Origin of the sequence: Antrihabitans spumae (genome assembly GCF_043944905.1) — a bacterium.
Lineage (GTDB): Bacteria > Actinomycetota > Actinomycetes > Mycobacteriales > Mycobacteriaceae > Antrihabitans > Antrihabitans spumae.
Genome location: NZ_JBIMSN010000060.1, coordinates 14,385 through 34,050, shown reverse-complemented (window position 1 = coordinate 34,050; position 19,666 = coordinate 14,385). Strand labels below are relative to the sequence as shown.

Here is a 19,666-nt window from a genome sequence, read left to right as displayed (position 1 = left end):
CTCGCCGCTTGAAACGAGGACTGTCACAAGCCACGCGCTCGCAATGATTCGGTTCGGGTCGACGCCAAATTGTTTCACGATCTACCCGGTGGGGTCTCGGAGCTAGGTGGCGCCGAACGACCACCCGTTGGCCCGCACATAATCGAAGAACTTCACCGTCTCGACTGAGTGTTCGTCAGCGATGTTCGGAATCTTCTGGTTCTTGTCCTCCGTGCCCGGCCCTTTGCGGTTCTCCTCCGTAACGATGGTCGAGTCCTCGGCCTTGGCATGAGCGACGATGAACGGGTCGGCCTCGTTTAGCTGCCCCTGGACCCAGCCTGGGTGAGCTCGACCGATCGACGCTACCGTGATCAGCTCCTCATCGCTGACTTCGCACACGAACCCTGGCAGGTCCTTCGCCCACTTGTGTAGATCGTCGCCGCCGCGTTTGACCTCACGAAGTATCGCCTCACAAATGCAACTCTCGTGCGCCCCGACCGATGCTTCGATACTCGCCCAAAGCCCGGGGAAGATATCGCGTGGGTATTGCCGTACCAGACCAATGAGGATATTCGTATCGAGCGTGAACCTCATTCAGCGCCGCCGGTGCGGTAATACTCTGCGAGTATCTGCTCGACCATTGGCAAGCGCGCGTTCAGCAGATAGGTTGCATCGACGAAATCGACCCGTCGATCTTCAAGTGCCCGCGCGACCGTGCCGATGTAGCTAGGCCCCAGATCGCGATATCGGAGTCGCCACGGTGGGACGAACCCAGGTTTCGCGCTCTGCGCTTGCCGAGCCTGCTCCCACCGCTCGTCGCTGTCTGCGCGGATACCGTCGAGGTCGTCGTCTTCGATGACACCGAGCCTGCGCAACCGCACCGCCGCGGCAAGCGTGCTCACCTTGAAATGGCGCGCAAGAGAGTCGGCAACCGCGCCCGGGTCCTCGGCGTCCACGATACTGGCGCGGACGGCCTTCTCCGGCATCAAAAAAGCGGCAGCGAAGTTGTTTGCGAGCGCTTCCTCGTTGACGCTCTGCTGCAGCACGCACAGACCGCTTGTTCGGTTGATTAGGTGCCCGACCTCGTGGAACAAGGTGAAGGTGCGGCCCGCCGGGCTATCGGCGCCGTTGACTATAACCACCGGGAGATCGTCATGGTGTAGGGAAAGGCCGCGGAAGGCTTTCAGGGATATCTTCGTCGCCTGGAGCACCAGTATGCCGTTGTCCTCCAACAGACCACGCCAGAAGCTGAACACCTGATTGTTGGAGGACTCAGGCGGAACGAACGCGTCCGTAAGCCCGAACTGCGCCCGCAGCTCGGTTGCGCGCGCGGCAAAGGTGTCCCAGGTGATAGAGCGAACGTCTACGCGGCGTGCCGGGAGGCCACCTAGGTCGAGCATAGCATCGCGGTGCTGCTCGGCACGCCGCATCTCCTTAGCCAGGTCTGCGGGGAGGTCTTCATTGGCTCGGCCCCGAAAGTCAGCCGTTTCGGGTATGTCCGGCACGGCGGGCGGCGGTGCAAAAAAGAAGCCTAACGGACGATCGAGCTTGCCAGCCATCAGGGTGAGTTGCCGGAAAGTTGGCTGCGCGCTACCACTTTCGAATTCAACAACGCGGGACGGCTTAACGTTGAGCGCGCGAGCGAGGTCATCCAGCTCAACGTGACTCACCTCGCGCGCCCAGGCTAAGGCGGCGGGGTCAATAGGCGCTCTCGCCATGTCCGCCCTCCTTGGTCTTCACACGTCGCGGCTTCGCGCCGCCCCGGTCCGTGCAACATTAAGCGTAGGGACCGACGGTAGATGGGTGTTCGGCGACCGGCTGTGATGAGGCCGGGAAGTATTGACTTCCGAACGCGCGGTGTCCCGTCGTAGCCTCAGAAGGAAGTCACTCGTGGTCGTTGTGGTCGGCCAACTCCTCCAGCCAAGCCTTAGGCTCAGCGATCATCTGGGTTCCCAACGCGGTCTGCCACACCGCCCGATAGCCCGTTTGGTGCTGGAAGCGATATGTGTCGGGCACTTGGACCATTCCTGGAATCCAGGTCCTCATCAGTGGATCGTTTCGACGAAGCTGTGCAACACGCTCTTCTTCGCGACGATCCTCACGCACCTCGGTCATCTCCAGCTCGAACTCGTCAACGGCCTCAGGAATCACCACACTGATCGCTTCGCCCGGCCCGACCTCATCGCACGCGCCATTAGCTGACCACTCACCCACCCAGAAACTGACACGAACGCGGTAGGCGGTGTCGGTGCCGTTGTTGACCAGTTCATAGACACCCGGCTCGGCGGTGATGTGCTCCCACTCGACATCGTGACGCTCCGTGTCGCGATCCTCCGCCCGCCGCGAAATCCTATTGGCCTCCTCGGCCACATCCTTGGCGTCGGTGGCGATATCGTTCGACTCCTCGGCCAGACCGATTGCCTTGGCCGATTCCTTACTGCTCTGTTCGGCGAGGTCCCGAGACTGCTTGCTGTAGACCAGCGCCCAGATCGCGAGAGCGACACCGACGAGAGCCACGACCGGGCCGGCGATGGTCGCTAACTCAGTCAGCTCCACGACTCAAGCCTCCATCAGCTGTGCGGCGACTGACGCCCCCAGCTCCCAGCAGGCCTCGAGGTCGGCCTTTGTCGGCTTCTCCGAGACCACCACGTCCGCCGCCGTCCTGGCCCAGCCGAGGCCGGTCGTGATCGCGTCCAGGGCGCGCTGAGCACCCTCGGTCCCCTGGTTGCCGTGAATGTACGCGCCGAACGGACGACCCTTGGTCGAGTCGAGAATCTGGTAGTAGCTCTGATCGAAGGCGTGCTTGAGGCCGCCTGAGATATACCCGAGATTGGCCGGTGTGCCGAGCACGTAGCCGTCGGCGTCGAGGAAGTCACTCGCGGACACCGACAGCGCGGCGCGACGCACCACCTCGACACCCTCGATCTCGGGATCGGTGGCACCTGCCAGAACAGCCTCAAACATCGCCTGGCAGTGCGGAGACGGCGTGTGATGAACGACGAGCAGCGTTTTGCTCATTGTTTGCGTACCTCGAGTTGTTCTAGGCGGACAGCACGGCGCATTGTGTCGCGGGCGCGGCCTCGGTCACCTGCGTAGTCGTAGGCGCGGGCAAGCCGATACGAGCTCCGCCAATTGTCCGGGTCGGCTTCCCATTCGGCCTTGACCTGGGCGAACAGGGTGTCGGCGGCTTCGCGCTCGATTCGGCCCGATGGTCTGCGCGGGAGATCGTAGACGTCCAGTTCGCGGCCTTCGTCGAAGATGCGCTTCGCCAGATGTTGGTGCGCCAGACCTGCTCGCAGCGTCGCGACCACGATCCAGAGGCCGAGGAACGGCAGGATCAGCAGACCTATACCGAGGCCGATCGACGTCGCCCGACCGTCTTGGATCATCGTGATGCCACGACTACCGAGTACGACGAAGTAGAAGAGGAGTGCGCCGACGAGCGCAACGATGACCGCGACTCTGCGGGCGACCGCGCCACTCACAGGTCGAGGAGTGGGTCGAGTCCGACGGTGAGACCTGGACGCTTCGAGATCTCTCGAACGCCGAGCAGAACACCCGGAGCGAACGACGTCCGGTCCATCGAGTCGTGACGAATCGTGAGGGTTTCACCCTGCGTGCCGAGGAGCACTTCCTGGTGTGCGACGAGGCCCGCGAGGCGTATGGAGTGCACACGAACACCGTCTACATCGGCGCCGCGTGAGCCTTCCAACTCCGTGGTCGTCGCATCCGGACTCCTGCCGACGCCTGCCTTCGCGCGCGCTTCGGCGATCAGGCCGGCAGTTCGGTAGGCAGTTCCCGACGGGGCGTCGGCCTTGTTCGGGTGATGCAGTTCGATGACCTCGACCGAGTCGAAGAACCGCGCCGCCTGCTCGGAGAAGCGCATCAGCAGGACGGCCCCGATCGCGAAGTTGGGTGCGATCAGAACGCCCGTTCCTTGACTCGCGTCGAGCCATTCGGTGACCGTGGCGAGCCTGGCGTCGTCGAAGCCGGTGGTGCCGACGACAGCGTGAATGCCGTTCTCCACCAAGAACTTCAGGTTGTCCATCACCACATCGGGGTGGGTGAAGTCGACGACGACCTCGGTTCCTGAGTTCACGAACGCAGCGATGTCGTCACCTTGGTCGACGGAGGCGACCAACTCGAGGTCCGCGGCCGCATCGACGGCCTCGCAGATAGCCTTGCCCACCTTGCCGTTTGCGCCGAGCACACCGACGCGAACCTTAACCTTGTCGTCCATTCGACCGAGCTTACTTGGCCGGTTGGAAGGGCATGCCGGCACTCAATCGAACACGATCACCTGTCGAATCGCGTTGCCAGCAGCCAGTTCGTCCATCGCCTCGTTGATGCCATCGAGTTCGATCTGCGACGAAATCAGCTTCTCGACGGGCAGTTTGCCCTCCCGCCACAGCTTCACGTAGGCAGGGATGTCGCGTTCCGGCACGGCGGAACCGAGGTAGCTTCCGACAATCGTGCGAGCTTGGGCTACGAGGCCGAGCGGCGATATCGACGCGACCGCATCCGGCGCAGGCAGACCGACCGTCACTGTCGTGCCACCCGGTGCCGTCGCCTTCACGGCCGCCTCGAACGCGCGGACGTTGCCGACGGCCTCGACGACGAGGTCCGCGACGATTCCCTGCTCGACGATCTCGGCGGGCGAATACACCTGCGTTGCCCCGAGCGACCGTGCCGTTTCCAGTTTCGCCGGCACCGCGTCGACCCCGATCACCTCACCGAGGCCGAGGGACACGGCGGTCAGCACGGCTGCCATTCCCACTCCCCCGAGACCGACGACCATGATCGAGTTGCCCGCAACGGGCTTGCCCGCGTTGAGGATTGCGCCGCCGCCGGTGAGGACCGCGCACCCGAGAACGGCCCCGACCTCCGGTGGTACGTCGTCGTCGATCGCGACGACCGAACGCCGATCGACGACGGCATGGGTCGCGAACCCGGACACACCGAGATGGTGATGAACCTCGGCGCCGTCGCGGTGCAGCCGCCGCCCACCTTCGAGCAGCACACCGGCATTGTTGGCGACACTGCCTGGGCCACAAGGCATTCGGCCGTCCGCCGCGCAGCCGACACAGTCGCCGCAGCGCGGCAGGAAGGTCATGACAACCCGCTGACCGACCGCGAGGTCGTCCACCCCCGGACCGACTTCTTCGATCCGCCCGCACGCTTCGTGACCGAGCAGCATCGGCACAGGTCGAACCCGATTGCCGTCGACGACGGACAGGTCCGAATGGCACAGCCCGGCCGCCTCCAGCCGAACCAGAATCTCGCCGCTCCTTGGCGCGTCCAGTTCGAGCTCGGAGATCGAGATGGGCTTGGAGTCTGCGAACGGCTGCGAACTGCCGATCGCTTCGAGCACGGCGCCACGAATCTTCATAACCGCCACCCTAGCCACACCATGAAGCGGACCTACTTGACGATGCCCCGTACTGCCGCGGGCAGATCACGTTTGCGTTTGTACGGACCGACCACCGCCGCGGCGAACGGCCGGTTCAACAACTCGGCGGCGACGTCGGCGACTTGCGTGGTCGTCACTGCATCGATGCGTGCCAGTGTCTCGGAGATGCTGCGATGGTTGCCGTAGCTCAGTTCGCTCCGACCGATTCGGTTCATCCGTGACCCCGAATCCTCCAGTCCGAGAACAAGTCCGCCGCGCAACGAGCCTTTCGCCCTGGCACATTCGGAATCGGTGATGCCGTTGGCAGCCACTTCGGCGAGCACTTCTCGCGCAAGAGTGGTGACCTCGACCAGATTCTCCGGCTGGCACCCCGCGTACACGGAGAACGCGCCGGTGTCGGCGAACGTGTCGACACTCGAGTAGACCGAGTAGGCAAGTCCGCGCTCTTCGCGAATCTGTTGAAACAGGCGAGAACTCAACCCACCACCGACAGCGGTGTTCAACACCGACAGCGGCCAGCGATGCTTGCCCTCGTGTCGTCCGAACGCCCGCACACCCAGTGCGATGTGCACTTGTTCGCTGTCACGAGTGGTGAGGCTCAGGCTCGGTGGGGTCTTGAGCCGGATCGTGCCTTCGCGCCGCGGTGCCGATGCGACCGCCGAATCCAGGTGGCCCGAAAACGCTCGATGGACCAACTCGACCGTGTGCTCGTGCTCGATGTTGCCCGCAACCGCGACGACCATCCGGTCCGGCGTGTAACGCCGAGTGTGGAACGAATGCAGCTGAGCTCGTCGCATCTCTTCGATCGACTCGACAGTGCCGATGACAGGTCGCCCGATCGGATGGTCACCGAACAGGGCGCTCAAGAACGCGTCGCCGAGCAGATCCTCCGGGTCGTCGTCGCGCATCGAGATCTCTTCGAGGACAACCTGGCGCTCGACATCCACGTCGGCACTACGACATTGGCCACGCAGCACCACGTCGGATACCAGATCGACGGCGAGCGGGAGGTCGTCGTCGATGACGTGAGCGTAGAAACACGTCTGCTCTTTCGAGGTGAACGCGTTCAGCTCGCCACCGACCGAATCCATGACCTGCGCGATGTCCAGCGCAGACCGCGTCGGGGTGGATTTGAACAGCAGATGCTCGAGGAAATGCGCCGCACCCGCGACGGTCTGGCCTTCGTCGCGAGAGCCGACGCCGACCCACACACCAACCGACGCCGACCTGACTCCGGGAACATGCTCGGTGACCACGCGCAGCCCACCGGGCAGCACCGTGCGCCGCACGCCTGCTTCGGCGTGCTCCGTCGTGACCGAAAGGCCCCCAAGCGCAGCGGAACTGCGCAAGGGGGCCGTCGATCGAGTTTTCTTACTCAGCCGAGGCCGCCTCGACGGTCTCGGCGGGAGCGTCGGCCACGGGGGCGTCGGCGACAGGAGCGTCGGCCGCCGGTGCGTCGGCAGTCTCGTCTTCAGGGACCGGGATCAGCGAGATCTTGCCGCGGTTGTCGATGTCGGCAATCTCGACGCGGAGCTTGGAGCCCACGTTGACGACGTCTTCGACCTTGGCGATCCGCTTGCCGTTACCGAGCTTCGAGATGTGCACCAATCCGTCGCGACCCGGGAGCAGGGAAACGAACGCGCCGAAGGCGGTGGTCTTGACGACCGTGCCGAGGAAGCGTTCGCCGACCTTCGGGAGCTGCGGGTTGGCGATGGCGTTGATCATGTCGATCGCGGCCTGGGCAGACGGTCCATCGGTAGCGCCGACGAACACGGTGCCGTCGTCTTCGATGGAGATGTTGGCACCGGTCTGCTCGGTGATCGAGTTGATCATCTTGCCCTTGGGCCCGATGACCTCACCGATCTTGTCGACGGGGACCTTGATGGCCGTCACGCGAGGCGCGAACGGGCTCATCTCGTCCGGGGTGTCGATGGCCTCGGCCATAACCTCGAGGATCGTGGTGCGGGCGTCGTGCGCCTGCGACAGCGCACCGGCAAGCACCTGCGACGGGATGCCGTCGAGCTTCGTGTCCAGCTGCAGCGCCGTGACGAAGTTCTTGGTACCCGCGACCTTGAAGTCCATGTCGCCGAAGGCGTCTTCCGCACCGAGGATGTCGGTGAGGGCGACGTAGCGGGTTTCGCCGTCGACCTGGTCGGAGACCAAGCCCATGGCGATGCCTGCGACCGGGGCGCGCAGCGGCACACCGGCATTGAGCAACGACAACGTCGATGCGCAGACCGAACCCATCGAGGTGGAACCGTTGGAGCTCAACGCTTCCGAGACCTGACGGATCGCGTACGGGAACTCGTCCTGGCTCGGCAGCACCGGCATCAGGGCGCGCTCTGCGAGGGCACCGTGGCCGATTTCACGACGCTTCGGCGAGCCGACACGGCCGGTCTCACCGGTCGAGTACGGCGGGAAGTTGTAGTGGTGCATGTAGCGCTTGCTCGTCTCGGGTCCGAGCGAGTCGACCTGCTGCGCCATCTTCACCATGTCGAGGGTGGTGACGCCCATGATCTGGGTCTCGCCACGCTCGAACAATGCCGAACCGTGTGCGCGCGGAATGATCGCGACCTCGGCCGACAGCGACCGGATGTCGGTGATGCCACGGCCGTCGATACGGAATTGATCACGCAGGATGCGCTGGCGCACAAGCTTTTTCGTCAGCGAGCGGAATGCTGCGCCGATTTCCTTCTCGCGACCCTCGAAGTTCGGAGCAACCGATGCGAGCACCTCGACCTTGACCTCGTCGGTCTTGTCGTCGCGCTCTTTCTTGCCAGCGATGGTCAGGGCGTCGGACAGTGCCGAGGAGGCTGCTGCCTCGACGGCGGCGTAGACGTCGTCCTGGTACGCGGGGAACACGGGGTAGTCGCCGGTCGGCTTGGAGGCCTTCTCTGCGAGGTCCTGCTGCGCCTTGACCAAGCGAGCGATGAACGGCTTGGCGGCTTCGATGCCCTCGGCGACGATCGCTTCGGTCGGCGCCTGCGCGCCGTCCGCAATCTTCGCGATGACGTCGACGGTTGCCTCTGCCTCGACCATCATGATCGCGACGTCGCCGGATTCGACAATGCGACCGGCAACGACCATGTCGAAGACGGCGTTTTCGAGCTGATCGACCTTCGGGAACGCGACCCACTGGCCGGCCTTGTTCTCCTCGGACGAGATGAGCGCGACGCGAACGCCACCGACCGGGCCGGAGAACGGCAGTCCTGCGATCTGGGTCGACGCCGATGCCGCGTTGATCGCGACGACGTCGTACAGGTCGTTCGGGTCGAGGCTCAGGACGGTGACGACGACCTGGATCTCGTTACGCAGTCCGTCCACGAACGAGGGGCGCAGCGGCCTGTCGATCAGACGGCACGTGAGGATCGCGTCGGTGGACGGACGTCCTTCACGACGGAAGAACGATCCGGGGATCCGGCCTGCGGCGTACATACGCTCTTCGACGTCGACCGTCAGCGGGAAGAAGTCGAAGTGCTCTTTGGGGTGCTTGCTCGCGGTGGTCGCCGACAGCAGCATGGTCTCTTCGTCCAGGTACGCGACGACGGCGCCTGCGGCCTGCTGGGCCAGGCGTCCGGTCTCGAACCGGACCGTACGGGTTCCGTAGCTGCCGTTGTCGATGACGGCAGTCGATTCGAACACGCCTTCGTCGACCTCTACGGCACCGCTCGTTGGGGCATCAGTGCCCGTTGCATTTGTCATATTTGCTTTCTCTTACCTCTCGTCTTCGCCGTACCCGCGCGGACGCGCCGCAGCCCTCCTGGCTGCAGCGCGCGCACCTGGCTCGTGTCCCCTTGGACGCGGCTGCGCGGTGGCGGTCATCGATCGAAGCTCGCCGGCCGGTGCGTTCGCAGAATGGAACGGGCACTACCGAAAAGCCACTACCGAAGACCGACGCCACGACTGGCAGGTACATACGGCATTGCTGTGGACTCGTGTCCACATCTTCTCTAGCTACGGACTGAAGTCCGGGTGTTCAGGTGTGCAGGTGTTGCGCAAATCCTCGACAAACACGAGTAGCCAACGGAGCAAGTCTAGGCGTTGCTCCGTTGGCTTCTGTGTCAGATCGCAAATTTGTCGTCCGTGCCGCTCAGCTCGATCAGCGGCGAAGTCCGAGCCGCTCGATCAGCGAACGGTAACGCGCGATGTCCACTTTCTGGACGTACTTCAGCAGGCGACGACGACGTCCGACCAGCAGCAACAGGCCGCGGCGGGAGTGGTGATCGTGCTTGTGCTTCTTGAGGTGTTCGGTCAGATCGACGATGCGCTTGGTGAGCATCGCAACCTGGGCCTCCGGCGAACCGGTGTCCGTCTCGTGAATTCCGTACTCGGAAAGGACGGCCTTTTTCTGCTCGGTGGTCAATGCCACGCGTCTACTCCTGGTGTTTACGTCCGCGCGCTGGTTGGTGCAGGGTTTTGCACACACAGGTGTAGCCACCGCGGACCGCAGCGCACACCAACCGAGAATAATACCAGTTCAGCGGAGTACTTCTCGCGCACGTTCGACGTCGCGACCCATTTCGCCGATCAGATCGTCGATGGAGTCGAACTTCTCCATCCCACGCAGGTGTTCGACGAAGTCGACGGCGACGTGCTGGCCGTACAGGTCGGCCTCGCCGTCGAGAACGAAAGCCTCGACGGTCCGGGTGCGGCCGGAGAAGGTGGGGTTGGTGCCGACGGATACAGCGGCCTTAGCGCGCTGACCAGCCGTTACCGTCCCGATCGTCGGTCCGGGACCGAGCACCGTGAACCACGCCGCGTATACGCCGTCGGCTGGGATGGCGGCGTACATCGGCGGCGCGATGTTGGCGGTCGGATAGCCGAGGGCCCGCCCGCGACCGTCACCGTGCACGACGACACCTTCTACGCGATGGGGTCTGCCCAATGCTTCAGCGGCCGACGCGACATCGCCGGCGTCGACGCAGGCGCGAATATAGGTCGAGGAGAACGTGACAGCGTGCTCGCCGAGCAGTTTCACGGCGTCGACCGCGAAGCCGAACCGCTGGCCGGCTTCTTCGAGGGTTTCGATCGTGCCCGCGGCCTTCTTGCCGTAGGTGAAGTTCTCCCCCACGACGACCTCGGCGACATGGATCCGTTCGACAAGGACTTCGTGTGCATACCGAGCGGGCGTGAGCTTCATGAACTCGTGCGTGAACGGCATGACGCAAAAGACGTCGATGCCGAGTTCTTCGGCGAGTTCTGCACGTCGGGTGAGTGTCGTCAATTGGGCCGGATGACTGCCTGGGCGAACAACTTCCATCGGATGTGGGTCGAATGTCATCAAGGCGCTCGGGATGCCGCGGCGCTGCGCGGATTCGACCGCACGGGCGATCAGTTCTCTGTGGCCGCGGTGCACGCCATCGAAGACACCGATCGTGAGAACGCAGCGACCCCAATCGGCCGGAACGTCGTCGAGACCTCGCCATCTCTGCACAAGTACGAAGCCTAGGTCAAAGCCTCTGGGCGGGTCATCCCCGGACCTGCCCAACCGGGGAGTTCGCGGGGCGGCTCGACTCGTCTACACTCAGAATTCGGTAACCCGAACTTTTATCTTGGAGGGGTTGAAATCAAGGCATTTGCCCTCGTCCGCGCCCTGGCCGCCGGTGCCGTCGTCCTCGCCGTAGGCACCGGCTGCACAATGCCGACCTCTACCGCAGCATCGAGCGACGATCCGCGTCCGCTGGTGCTGACGACCTTCACCGTGCTCGCCGACATCGCGCGCAACGTCGCAGGCGAGCACCTGCGAGTCGAGTCGATCATCAAGGCGGGCGCAGAGATTCACGGCTACGAACCCACACCGGGCGACCTGAAGAATGCCGCGAGCGCGTCGTTGATTCTCGACAACGGGCTCGGACTCGAGTCGTGGTTCGGGCAGTTCGTGGCCGATCTCGAGGTTCCGCACGCCGTACTCAGCGAAGGCGTCGAGCCGATCACCATCACCAACGGCGCGTACTCCGGCAAAGCCAACCCACACGCGTGGATGTCGCCGACCAACGCGCAACGTTACGTCGACAACATCGTGACGGCATTTGCCGATCTCGACCCTGCCAATGCGGCGGACTATCGCGCGAACGCCGAGGCCTACAAGGCGCAACTGAGGTCGGTCCGCGAGGACCTCGTACGCGAACTGGCTCCGGTACCGGAGAACCAGCGCGCCCTCGTCACCTGCGAAGGTGCGTTCTCCTATCTCGCACGCGATGTCGGCCTTCGCGAGGCGTATCTCTGGCCCGTCAACGCCGAACACGAAGGCACACCGAAGCAGGTCGTCGCGACGATCGAGTTCGTCCGCGACAACAAGGTTCCCGCGATCTTCTGCGAATCGACCGTGTCCGACAAAGCCCAGACAGCGGTCTCCGAAGACACGGGCGCACCGATCGCCGGCAAGCTCTACGTCGATTCGCTGTCTGGTGCCGAAGGTCCCGTCCCCACCTACCTCGATCTCCTTCGATTCGACACCCACACGATCGCCCAAGGACTCACTCGGCCATGACGACAACGCAGGACACCGCAGCACGAAACGCCCAGCCGGCGTTGCGCATCACCGATCTCACCGTTCGCTATCGCGAGGTCCTTGCCCTCGACAGCGCGTCGCTGACTCTGGACTCGGGTCGCGTCTGCGGACTGGTCGGCATGAACGGCTCGGGCAAGTCGAGCATGTTCAAGGCAGTGATGGGCGTCGTGAAGCCGTCGAGCGGCGACGTCGTCATCCGTGGCGTGGCACCCGCGATCGCTCGTCGTCGCGCCCTCGTCAGCTATGTGCCGCAAAGCGAATCGGTCGACTGGACGTTTCCCATCAGCGTGCGCGAAGTGGTGATGATGGGCCGCTACGGCAAACAGAATTGGCTGCGACGTCCGCGTCAGGTCGACCGCGACGCGGTTGCCATGGCGCTCGAACAGGTCGAGCTGACCGATCTCGCCGACCGTCAGATCGGCCGCCTGTCCGGCGGGCAACGCAAACGCGCGTTCGTCGCACGGGCAATCGCCCAGGAGGCGTCGGTTCTGCTGCTCGACGAACCTTTCGCCGGTGTCGACAAACGGACCGAAGCGACGATCACCCGATTGCTGCGCAGCCTCGCCGCCGACGGTGCCGCGGTCCTGGTTTCGACGCACGACCTGCACGGACTACCCGAGTTGTGCGACGAGGCGGTGTTGATTCAGAAGCGTGTTCTCGTACACGGAACTCCCGACGAAGTCCTGCGACCCGAAAACCTTGCACGCGCATTCGGCGCGGACCCGCTCGCGGGCAGCTCACGCGACAACCGGACGACCGCGGACGGACAACACCTGTGAATCTTGTCGATTTGGTATTCGAACCGCTGCAGTACACCTTCATGCAGCGCGCACTACTCGTCACCGTGACCGCCGCAATCGTCGGTGCGGTGCTCAGCTGCTGGCTGGTCCTCATCGGCTGGTCGCTGATGGGCGACGCCATTTCCCATGCCGTGCTGCCCGGTGTCGCGCTCGCCTATCTGCTCGGGTTGCCGTTCGCGATCGGTGCCATCGTCTTCGCCGTAATCGCAGTGTCCTCGATCGGCGTCGTGCGCAACACGTCTCGGGTGAAAGAGGATGCCGCGATCGGCGTCGTCTTCACGACGCTCTTCGCATTCGGTGTCGTCCTGGTGTCGAAGTATCCGAGCCAGATCGACCTCAACCACATCCTGTTCGGCAATCTGCTCGGCGTCACCCGCGAAGATCTCTGGCAGGTCCTCGGACTCGGACTCCTTGTCCTTGCGGTGCTCGTGTTGAAGCGTCGCGACCTGATTCTGTACGCCTTCGATCAAACTCACGCACGAGCGGTCGGGTTGTCGCCGCCGGTGTTGTCTGCACTTCTGCTCGGCCTGCTCGCCTTGACGACGGTGGTCACGCTGCAGGCGGTCGGAGTCATTCTCGTGGTCGCCATGCTGATCACACCGGGCGCGACGGCGTATCTGCTGACCGACCGTTTCGGCCGGATGATGCTGATCGCACCCGCGGTATCGGCCGCCTGCGCAGTCGTCGGAATCTACGTCAGCTATCACCTGGACGTGTCGTCGGGCGGTTGCGTCGTCCTCGCACAGGGAGCCGTTTTCACCGTCGCCTACCTCTTCAGCCCGAGCCAAGGCATCGTGCCGCGCTACGTGAGGCGCCGGGAGCCGGTCACTACCTGACGGCTTTCGATAGCTCGCAGTGTGCTCTGTTCGCGTGATAAACACGGGAATGGGCTGGGACGGATCTGTGTTCGTCGATGATGTCGCGTCGACAGAGGAAGTGGTCGCTGAGGTAGCGGCGATCCTCAACGTGACGTTCACTTGGTCTGACGAGTATCAGGCATTCTGCGGGTACGCAGCTGGTATGAACGTCTGGGTCCGATCGGATCCAGAGGAGGGCCCCAGATCGCACTGCATCGCAGTCGATCTGGTAACTGCGATGCTGTCAGACGGAGAGCAGGCAGTTCGTCAGTTGTCGCAAGCACTCTCAGCTCGAACAGAGTGGACCATATCGCTGGGGTGATCAACGAATCACCACATCTAAACAGCTTGATGGTCGAGGAATAGCGGCCACCAATCTTCGAGCGCGTGCTAGTCAACGTGCCCGCGTTGAAAGTATTTGCCGTATGGACGTCCGGCGGGGCACCGTGCCGGAGAATGGGGCCATGCGCAGAACGGTGTGGGCTGTCAGCCCTCGCAGGGTGTACGAGGCATGTATGACGCCAGCGATGCGCGGACTCATCGATCCGGCTGCCGGCGTACCTACCAATGCCCTCATGCCGGTCCGAACCGCCGAGCACGCGAATGTAGTCATGGCGCTCTTGGAGAACGCCGGAACAACGTTCTTCAACCGAGAACAAGCGATGGCCACCTTGTTCGACAAATATTGGGGTGGTGGTGGCGGCATGGGCCTGCCGATCTATCTCAAGGAGGAAATTATCGACGCTCTTGCTTCGGACCTCGACAATCCGGACACGTCCACCTTCACGGGTGCGTTCGCGATGCTCACCGCAGCCCTGACCGCCATTGGCGCAGAGCCTGCCGCGCGTGATCGCGTCGCCTACGCCTCAACATTGAGCCACGCAGAGTCGACGTGGGTGCAGGAAACCGCTTTTCAGCTTCTTCGTGTCGGCGTCGAGGCGGCTGCGATCACGAGAGAAACCTCTGTCGGTGCACACAAGCGAGTTGACCTGGCCTTAGGCTTGACTCCGATCGAATTCAAATCGACATTCGCTAGCTTTTCTGTTGAGGACAGCGCTGCGCACACTGCCGCGTGGATTGGCCGCGACATAGCCAAAATTCGCGAGGCGCGTCATCCAGGGATCTTTGTGTTGACGATTGCCCAGCTCGTCGATGTCGATCATCGGCGCATCGTGTTCGCAAGCCGAAAGACGAGGGGCATGACTGCCTCGCAAATTCGGGAGGAAGGAATTGCTGCGTACAACCGATTTCTTGAAGGTGAAACGGGCAACGCGCCGGTCCATCTGGAAATCGGGACAGCATCCGGACCGGCCCAGAGCGGCACAATCAACCTCGACGCACTAATCGTCCGAGTGCCTGACCACTAAGTTCAACGCGAGGCCGAGATCGTCCGGGCATGGCGCCGGGAGTCGGTCACTACCTGACAGGCTCCAGACAGCTCGCGGGCGGTGCGATGATCAAGCACAGCCCGGGTGCACGCGTCGGTCGATAGCCCGCAGGCACTCCCCCGTTTCGGGTGATCTCCCGGTACGCGGGCACTGCGTCGGTCGGCTTGCGGGTCAGCGTCGGATCCGTCTCGACGTCGACGGTGTAGATGCCGAAACGCGGTGCGTAGCTTCCCCATTCGTAGTTGTCGGTCAGACTCCAGTAGTTGTAGCCGATGACGTCGATGCCGTCGGCTTTCGCCCGCTGCAGCCAGTAGACGATGTCGCGCAGATGATCGGCACGTTGGTAGCCGTCCCTGCGCGGTTTGCCGTTGTCGGTCGGCATTCCGTTCTCGACGATGTAGAGCGGCAGCGTCGGGTACTTGCGGGCGTAGTACCGCAATGCGTAGTAGATGCCCTCGGGCTCGATCGTTGCGTCCCAGTGCGTGCCGATCAGCGGGTCGAGCGACGGCGGATTGGTTAGCGACGCTCCGTAGTAGAAGTCGATGCCGACGTAGTCCAGCTTCACCCGGTCGACGAACTGTGTGGCGATCACGGGCTCCGCACCGCCGGGAATATGCGCAACGTTGCTGGTCACCAACGCGCCAGGCATCACGGTGTGGATGTAGTCGTAGATTCCGTTGTGCGCCTGCACAAGTCGGTCGAACATCGTCGGCACGTCCAGCGGCCCCAATCCGCCGGTCGCAAGCTCCTGCCCGACGTAGGCGGTTGGTTCGTTGATGGTCACCCACAACGGATCGAACTGCTTGTATCGATCGACGACCCGGCGCATGTTCGCCAACCAGTCCGACACCATCTGCGGGTTCCGCCAGCCACCACGGTCGACCTCCCAACCCGGATACACCCAGTGGTCGAGAGTGATCATCGGCCGCATGCCAGCATCGCGAATCTGGCGAATCACGCTGTCGTAGAACGCAAAATCGCTTTCCACCCAGACTCCCGGACGTGGTTGCACCCTCGCCCATTCGATCGTCAGCCGATACACGCCGACACCGAGATCCTTCGCGAGTTCGATATCGGAGCTTGCACGGTTGAAGAAGTCGACCGAGTTCAGGTACGGATCCTTCGCCGTGCCCGAGGCTGCGTACCGACTCCAATTACTATCCGGCGCAGAGCCTTCCGACTGAAATCCGGACGAGCTGACGCCGAATAGAAACCGATCCCCGAGCGGCGCTACGGTCTGGGGTGCTGCCGATGCCGGGACAGTCGACGCCACCAGAGCTGCGATGAGTACTACGAACAGCGCAGTCGCCCGGACTCGCATCGTTGCGATCATGCTCGCGACACTAACGGTTCACCCCGTCAGGATGTGTCTTTCCGCATTGGTTTGCCTAAGCTCTAACCGTGGCGGGTAAGCGCGAGACAACGGCAAACGAGGCGAGCGGAAACGACGTTCCGTCGGCCGGCGCTGCGCCGACCGCTGACGGAACGAACCCGTCCACCCAGCTGACCCCCGTCGCGCAGGACTACCTCAAGGTCATCTGGACTGCTCAGGAGTGGTCGCCGGAGCGAGTCTCCACCAAACTCGTCGCCGAGCGGATCGGCGTATCGGCGTCCACGGTGTCCGAGGCGATTCGCAAACTGGCGGACCAGGGCTTGGTCGATCACGCCAAGTACGGCTCCATAACCCTCACCGACGAAGGGCGAGCAGCGGCAATCGCGATGGTTCGTCGGCATCGTTTGATCGAAACGTTCCTGGTGAACGAACTCGGCTACGGGTGGGACGAAGTGCACGACGAGGCCGAGGTGCTCGAACACGCTGTGTCGGACCTCCTGATGTCGCGTATCGACGCGAAACTCGGCTATCCCGAACGTGATCCGCACGGCGACCCGATTCCGTCGGTCGACGGGGCGGTGCCGACACCGGCAGCGAAGCAACTGAGCGATTTCGTCGACGGCGAATCCGGCCGGGTGGCCCGTATTTCCGACTCCGATCCGGCGATGCTGCGCTACTTCGACTCGGTCGGTATCGCGCTCGATACCGACGTCTGCATCATCGAGCGACGCGACTTCGCGGGCACTGTCTCGGTGCGAATCGGTTCCGATTCTGCAGCACCGATCGACCTAGGAAGTATTGCAGCACAGGCGATCTGGCTGGTCCACGAGTAGGGTCTCTGCCGCGCGACATGAGGGCGCCCCAGCCCCCATCGAACGGAGTCAGGGCGCCCCTCGCGCCACCTGCCCGGCGCGAATGTGACACTCGTACCCCTGGGCGGTACCGCTGCGACATTGGCTCCACCCGATCAGCCGCACGCGGTAGAACTCCCGCGAAATGTCGCGCGGTAAGCCGAAGGCGAGACCGACAGCACCGCGTGCAGATGCTGTCGCATGGAAGCGGCCGTTCCGAATCCGGACCGCGTGGCCACGTGATCGATGGTGAGGTCGGTTTCCTCCAGGAGTGCCCGTGCGCGCTCGACGCGCTGCTCGTTGAGCCATTGCAATGGAGACGTCCCGACCTCCTGACGAAATCGGCGAGTGAAGGTACGGATACTGACCGACTCGACGGCGGCGAGGTCGGCAATGGTCAGCGGCTGATCGAGGTGACCGAGCGCCCACTCGCGGGCCTTGCCGGTCGACGATGCCTGTATCTCCGGGACCGGCCTAGCTATGAACTGAGCTTGGCCACCCTCGCGATGTGGTGACACCACCGTCCCGCGGGCCACCTCGTTCGCGACGGCGGAACCATAATCGGAACGAATCATGTGCAGGCACAGGTCGATACCGGATGCGACGCCTGCCGATGTGAGAATTCGCCCTGCATCGGTATAGAGGACGTCGGGGTCGAGCCGGACCTTCGGATAGAGCGCTCGAAACTGTTCGACCGACCGCCAATGCGTTGTGGCGCAGAGTCCGTCGAGCAGCCCAGCGGCAGCAAGGACGAACGAGCCGGTGCAGATGGACGCGATTCGCGCGGTCGGCCGGATGCGCTTCAAAGCCGCGGCGAGGTCCGGGTTCATGACGCGATCGAGAGGTTCGTAGTCGTCGTCCGATGCCGGGATGACGACCGTGTCGGCTTCGCCGAGTGCGTCGGGTCCGTTCACAACGTCGATCGTGACGTCGATATCGGTGCGGACCGCCCCTGGCTTCAGAGTGCAGGTCACCACGTCGTACAGCAGCTCTCCGTCCAGCGATCGCGCCTGACCGAACAAGCGGTGCGCAATACCCAGTTCGATGGGAAGCAGGCCGTCACGCACGAAGACGGCGACTTTGTGCCGATCGGGATGCGAAAAGCAGGACATGGCCTGAATCTTACATATGTTGGCATTCAGGCCACTCGTCTCAACGCCGCAGGGTCCGCAGGATCGTTGATATGACTGCCGTTACCACCGAAAGCAGACCAACGAGCGCCTCGACCCACGTACCTGGAGCCTGGTGGGTCGCGGCGGGTGCGTGCTTGGCGATCATCGGTGCTGGCGCCTTCACGACGATGTCAGGGCTGCTCGTGCAGCCACTTGCGACAGAGTTCTCGTGGCCGCGAGGGTCCATCGGAGTTGCCATCGCAGTAAACATGGTCTTGTACGGCCTCACCGCACCCTTTGCCGCAGCCCTCATGGATCGAGTCGGTATACGACGCGTCGTACCCGTCGCGATGCTCCTGATCGCATTGGGCGCCGGGCTCACGACGGTCGTATCCGCACCGTGGCAGTTGACCTTGTACTGGGGACTGTTCGTCGGGATCGGGACCGGTTCGGTCACAATGGTTTTCGCCGCCACAGTCGCTAATCGCTGGTTCGTCGCCCGGCGAGGACTCGTCGTCGGATTGCTGACAGCGTCGAGCGTCCTCGGCCAATTCCTCTTCCTCCCGTTGCTGTCGTGGATCATCGAGCAGCACCACTGGCGACCTGGCGTTGCAACCATCGGCTTTGCTGCGCTTGCCATTTCACCGCTGGTCTGGTTGATGCTCCGGGACCGGCCTGCCGATGGCGGTGCGGTCGCTGTCGGTGCACATCCGCCCAACTCGGCGGTAGACTCAAATGCCGATTCAGGCTCCAGCGTCACTCGTCGCACGATGGGCGCGCTTGTCGCGGCCGCGCGGACCTGGCCGTTTTGGCTACTGGCAGGAACATTCGCGATCTGCGGCGCCTCGACGAACGGTGTCATGTGGTCGCACTTCACTCCGGCGGCCCACGACCACGGAATGCCGATGACGAGCGCATCGTCGCTGCTGGCGCTCATCGGGATCTTCAATGTGGTCGGCACCGTATCGTCCGGATGGCTGACCGATCGAATCGACCCACGCTGGTTGCTCAGCATCTTCTTCGCCACGCGCGGGCTGTCACTGTCCTTGCTGCCACTGCTGTTCGCGTCGACCGTCAGCGTGCCGATGGTCGCCTTCGTCGTAGTCTTCGGCATTCTCGACGTTGCGACGGTACCGCCGGTCATCGCACTGTGCGGGGAGCGATACGGCGCCGACAGTGCAATCGTGTTCGGCTGGATCAATGCCGCGCACCAGATCGGCGCAGGACTGATGGCATTTCTCGGCGGCGCAATCAGAGACGCGCTCGGCTCCTACACAACCGTGTGGATTGCCGCAGCGGCCCTGTGTGAGGTAGCAGCGCTAGCCGTGCTCGCGATGCCGGGTCGAGGCGCCCACCTGACCGACCCAACTCCGCTTCACGCGGCGTGAGGGTGCCCCAGCCACCATCGAACGACGTCAAGGTGCC

General features: G+C 63.5%; 19 protein-coding genes. 6 read left to right on the top strand and 13 right to left on the bottom strand.

Annotation, left to right across the window (positions count from 1 at the left end):
- Positions 1-102 precede the first annotated feature (102 nt).
- The 11 genes from ACHIRB_RS14400 to ACHIRB_RS14350 form a co-directional block, all read right to left on the bottom strand.
- Entirely contained in the window at positions 103-573 is a 471-nt protein-coding gene (locus tag ACHIRB_RS14400; protein ID WP_395123771.1) for a DUF4411 family protein, read from the bottom strand.
- Positions 570-1,697: an ImmA/IrrE family metallo-endopeptidase gene (locus ACHIRB_RS14395; protein WP_395123770.1), complete on the bottom strand. Its 1,128-nt coding sequence runs from the start codon at positions 1,695-1,697 to the stop codon at positions 570-572. Before ACHIRB_RS14395 ends, ACHIRB_RS14400 begins: the two co-directional genes overlap by 4 nt.
- A 166-nt stretch (positions 1,698-1,863) precedes the next feature.
- Positions 1,864-2,535: a hypothetical protein gene (locus ACHIRB_RS14390; protein WP_395123769.1), complete on the bottom strand. Its 672-nt coding sequence runs from the start codon at positions 2,533-2,535 to the stop codon at positions 1,864-1,866.
- A gap of 3 nt (positions 2,536-2,538) precedes the next feature.
- Positions 2,539-2,997, bottom strand: coding sequence for a flavodoxin family protein (locus ACHIRB_RS14385; RefSeq protein ID WP_395123768.1), 459 nt, complete (start codon positions 2,995-2,997; stop codon positions 2,539-2,541).
- Positions 2,994-3,464 carry a hypothetical protein gene (locus ACHIRB_RS14380; protein WP_395123767.1) on the bottom strand — a complete coding sequence of 157 codons (471 nt, stop codon included), beginning with the start codon at positions 3,462-3,464 and terminating at the stop codon, positions 2,994-2,996. The genes ACHIRB_RS14385 and ACHIRB_RS14380 overlap by 4 nt, the downstream gene beginning before the upstream one ends.
- A complete protein-coding gene (gene dapB, locus ACHIRB_RS14375; RefSeq protein WP_395123766.1) occupies positions 3,461-4,219 on the bottom strand; it encodes a 4-hydroxy-tetrahydrodipicolinate reductase in 759 nt (252 codons plus the stop codon). The genes ACHIRB_RS14380 and dapB overlap by 4 nt, the downstream gene beginning before the upstream one ends.
- A 42-nt stretch (positions 4,220-4,261) precedes the next feature.
- Positions 4,262-5,368, bottom strand: a complete 1,107-nt coding sequence (locus ACHIRB_RS14370) for a zinc-binding dehydrogenase (protein ID WP_395123765.1) — start codon at positions 5,366-5,368, stop codon at positions 4,262-4,264.
- Positions 5,369-5,400: 32 nt separating this feature from the next.
- Positions 5,401-6,738, bottom strand: coding sequence for a M16 family metallopeptidase (locus ACHIRB_RS14365; RefSeq protein WP_395112196.1), 1,338 nt, complete (start codon positions 6,736-6,738; stop codon positions 5,401-5,403).
- 22 nt (positions 6,739-6,760) lie between these two features.
- The gene (locus ACHIRB_RS14360; protein WP_395123764.1) at positions 6,761-9,091 is read right to left on the bottom strand and encodes a polyribonucleotide nucleotidyltransferase; all 2,331 of its coding nucleotides are present in this window, start codon (positions 9,089-9,091) and stop codon (positions 6,761-6,763) included.
- Positions 9,092-9,488: 397 nt separating this feature from the next.
- Positions 9,489-9,758, bottom strand: coding sequence for a 30S ribosomal protein S15 (rpsO, locus tag ACHIRB_RS14355; protein ID WP_199706425.1), 270 nt, complete (start codon positions 9,756-9,758; stop codon positions 9,489-9,491).
- Positions 9,759-9,866: 108 nt separating this feature from the next.
- Positions 9,867-10,823, bottom strand: a complete 957-nt coding sequence (locus ACHIRB_RS14350) for a bifunctional riboflavin kinase/FAD synthetase (protein WP_199706427.1) — start codon at positions 10,821-10,823, stop codon at positions 9,867-9,869.
- 204 nt (positions 10,824-11,027) lie between these two features.
- On the opposite strand from ACHIRB_RS14350, the gene ACHIRB_RS14345 reads away from it, so the two are divergent.
- The 4 genes from ACHIRB_RS14345 (at position 11,028) to ACHIRB_RS14330 (ending at position 14,924) form a co-directional block, all read left to right on the top strand.
- Complete coding sequence (locus ACHIRB_RS14345) at positions 11,028-11,879, top strand: metal ABC transporter substrate-binding protein (RefSeq protein ID WP_395123763.1); 852 nt, start codon at positions 11,028-11,030, stop codon at positions 11,877-11,879.
- Entirely contained in the window at positions 11,876-12,679 is an 804-nt protein-coding gene (locus ACHIRB_RS14340) for a metal ABC transporter ATP-binding protein (RefSeq protein ID WP_395123762.1), read from the top strand. Before ACHIRB_RS14345 ends, ACHIRB_RS14340 begins: the two co-directional genes overlap by 4 nt.
- Complete coding sequence (locus ACHIRB_RS14335) at positions 12,676-13,536, top strand: metal ABC transporter permease (RefSeq protein WP_395123761.1); 861 nt, start codon at positions 12,676-12,678, stop codon at positions 13,534-13,536. Before ACHIRB_RS14340 ends, ACHIRB_RS14335 begins: the two co-directional genes overlap by 4 nt.
- A 536-nt stretch (positions 13,537-14,072) precedes the next feature.
- The gene (locus ACHIRB_RS14330) at positions 14,073-14,924 is read left to right on the top strand and encodes a hypothetical protein (RefSeq protein ID WP_395112201.1); all 852 of its coding nucleotides are present in this window, start codon (positions 14,073-14,075) and stop codon (positions 14,922-14,924) included.
- 49 nt (positions 14,925-14,973) lie between these two features.
- Here ACHIRB_RS14330 and ACHIRB_RS14325 read toward each other — a convergent pair whose 3' ends face one another.
- Positions 14,974-16,278: a family 1 glycosylhydrolase gene (locus tag ACHIRB_RS14325; RefSeq protein ID WP_395123760.1), complete on the bottom strand. Its 1,305-nt coding sequence runs from the start codon at positions 16,276-16,278 to the stop codon at positions 14,974-14,976.
- Positions 16,279-16,448: 170 nt separating this feature from the next.
- Between ACHIRB_RS14325 and ACHIRB_RS14320 the strand changes: the two genes are divergently transcribed.
- Positions 16,449-17,111 (top strand): metal-dependent transcriptional regulator, encoded by a 663-nt coding sequence (locus ACHIRB_RS14320; protein WP_199706549.1) that lies wholly within the window; start codon positions 16,449-16,451, stop codon positions 17,109-17,111.
- 134 nt (positions 17,112-17,245) lie between these two features.
- Here ACHIRB_RS14320 and ACHIRB_RS14315 read toward each other — a convergent pair whose 3' ends face one another.
- Positions 17,246-18,241: a GlxA family transcriptional regulator gene (locus tag ACHIRB_RS14315; RefSeq protein WP_395123759.1), complete on the bottom strand. Its 996-nt coding sequence runs from the start codon at positions 18,239-18,241 to the stop codon at positions 17,246-17,248.
- Positions 18,242-18,312: 71 nt separating this feature from the next.
- Between ACHIRB_RS14315 and ACHIRB_RS14310 the strand changes: the two genes are divergently transcribed.
- On the top strand, positions 18,313-19,629 hold the full coding sequence (locus ACHIRB_RS14310; protein ID WP_395123758.1) for an MFS transporter: 1,317 nt from the start codon (positions 18,313-18,315) through the stop codon (positions 19,627-19,629).
- Positions 19,630-19,666: the final 37 nt, after the last annotated feature.

Coding starts and splice junctions, on each gene's coding strand:
- ACHIRB_RS14400 (WP_395123771.1), bottom strand. CDS start 573: ATGAGGTTCACGCTCGATACGAATATCCTCATTGGTCTGGTACGGCAA.
- ACHIRB_RS14395 (WP_395123770.1), bottom strand. CDS start 1,697: ATGGCGAGAGCGCCTATTGACCCCGCCGCCTTAGCCTGGGCGCGCGAG.
- ACHIRB_RS14385 (WP_395123768.1), bottom strand. CDS start 2,997: ATGAGCAAAACGCTGCTCGTCGTTCATCACACGCCGTCTCCGCACTGC.
- dapB (WP_395123766.1), bottom strand. CDS start 4,219: ATGGACGACAAGGTTAAGGTTCGCGTCGGTGTGCTCGGCGCAAACGGC.
- ACHIRB_RS14370 (WP_395123765.1), bottom strand. CDS start 5,368: ATGAAGATTCGTGGCGCCGTGCTCGAAGCGATCGGCAGTTCGCAGCCG.
- ACHIRB_RS14360 (WP_395123764.1), bottom strand. CDS start 9,091: ATGACAAATGCAACGGGCACTGATGCCCCAACGAGCGGTGCCGTAGAG.
- ACHIRB_RS14345 (WP_395123763.1), top strand. CDS start 11,028: ATGCCGACCTCTACCGCAGCATCGAGCGACGATCCGCGTCCGCTGGTG.
- ACHIRB_RS14340 (WP_395123762.1), top strand. CDS start 11,876: ATGACGACAACGCAGGACACCGCAGCACGAAACGCCCAGCCGGCGTTG.
- ACHIRB_RS14330 (WP_395112201.1), top strand. CDS start 14,073: ATGACGCCAGCGATGCGCGGACTCATCGATCCGGCTGCCGGCGTACCT.
- ACHIRB_RS14325 (WP_395123760.1), bottom strand. CDS start 16,278: ATGATCGCAACGATGCGAGTCCGGGCGACTGCGCTGTTCGTAGTACTC.
- ACHIRB_RS14315 (WP_395123759.1), bottom strand. CDS start 18,241: ATGTCCTGCTTTTCGCATCCCGATCGGCACAAAGTCGCCGTCTTCGTG.
- ACHIRB_RS14310 (WP_395123758.1), top strand. CDS start 18,313: ATGACTGCCGTTACCACCGAAAGCAGACCAACGAGCGCCTCGACCCAC.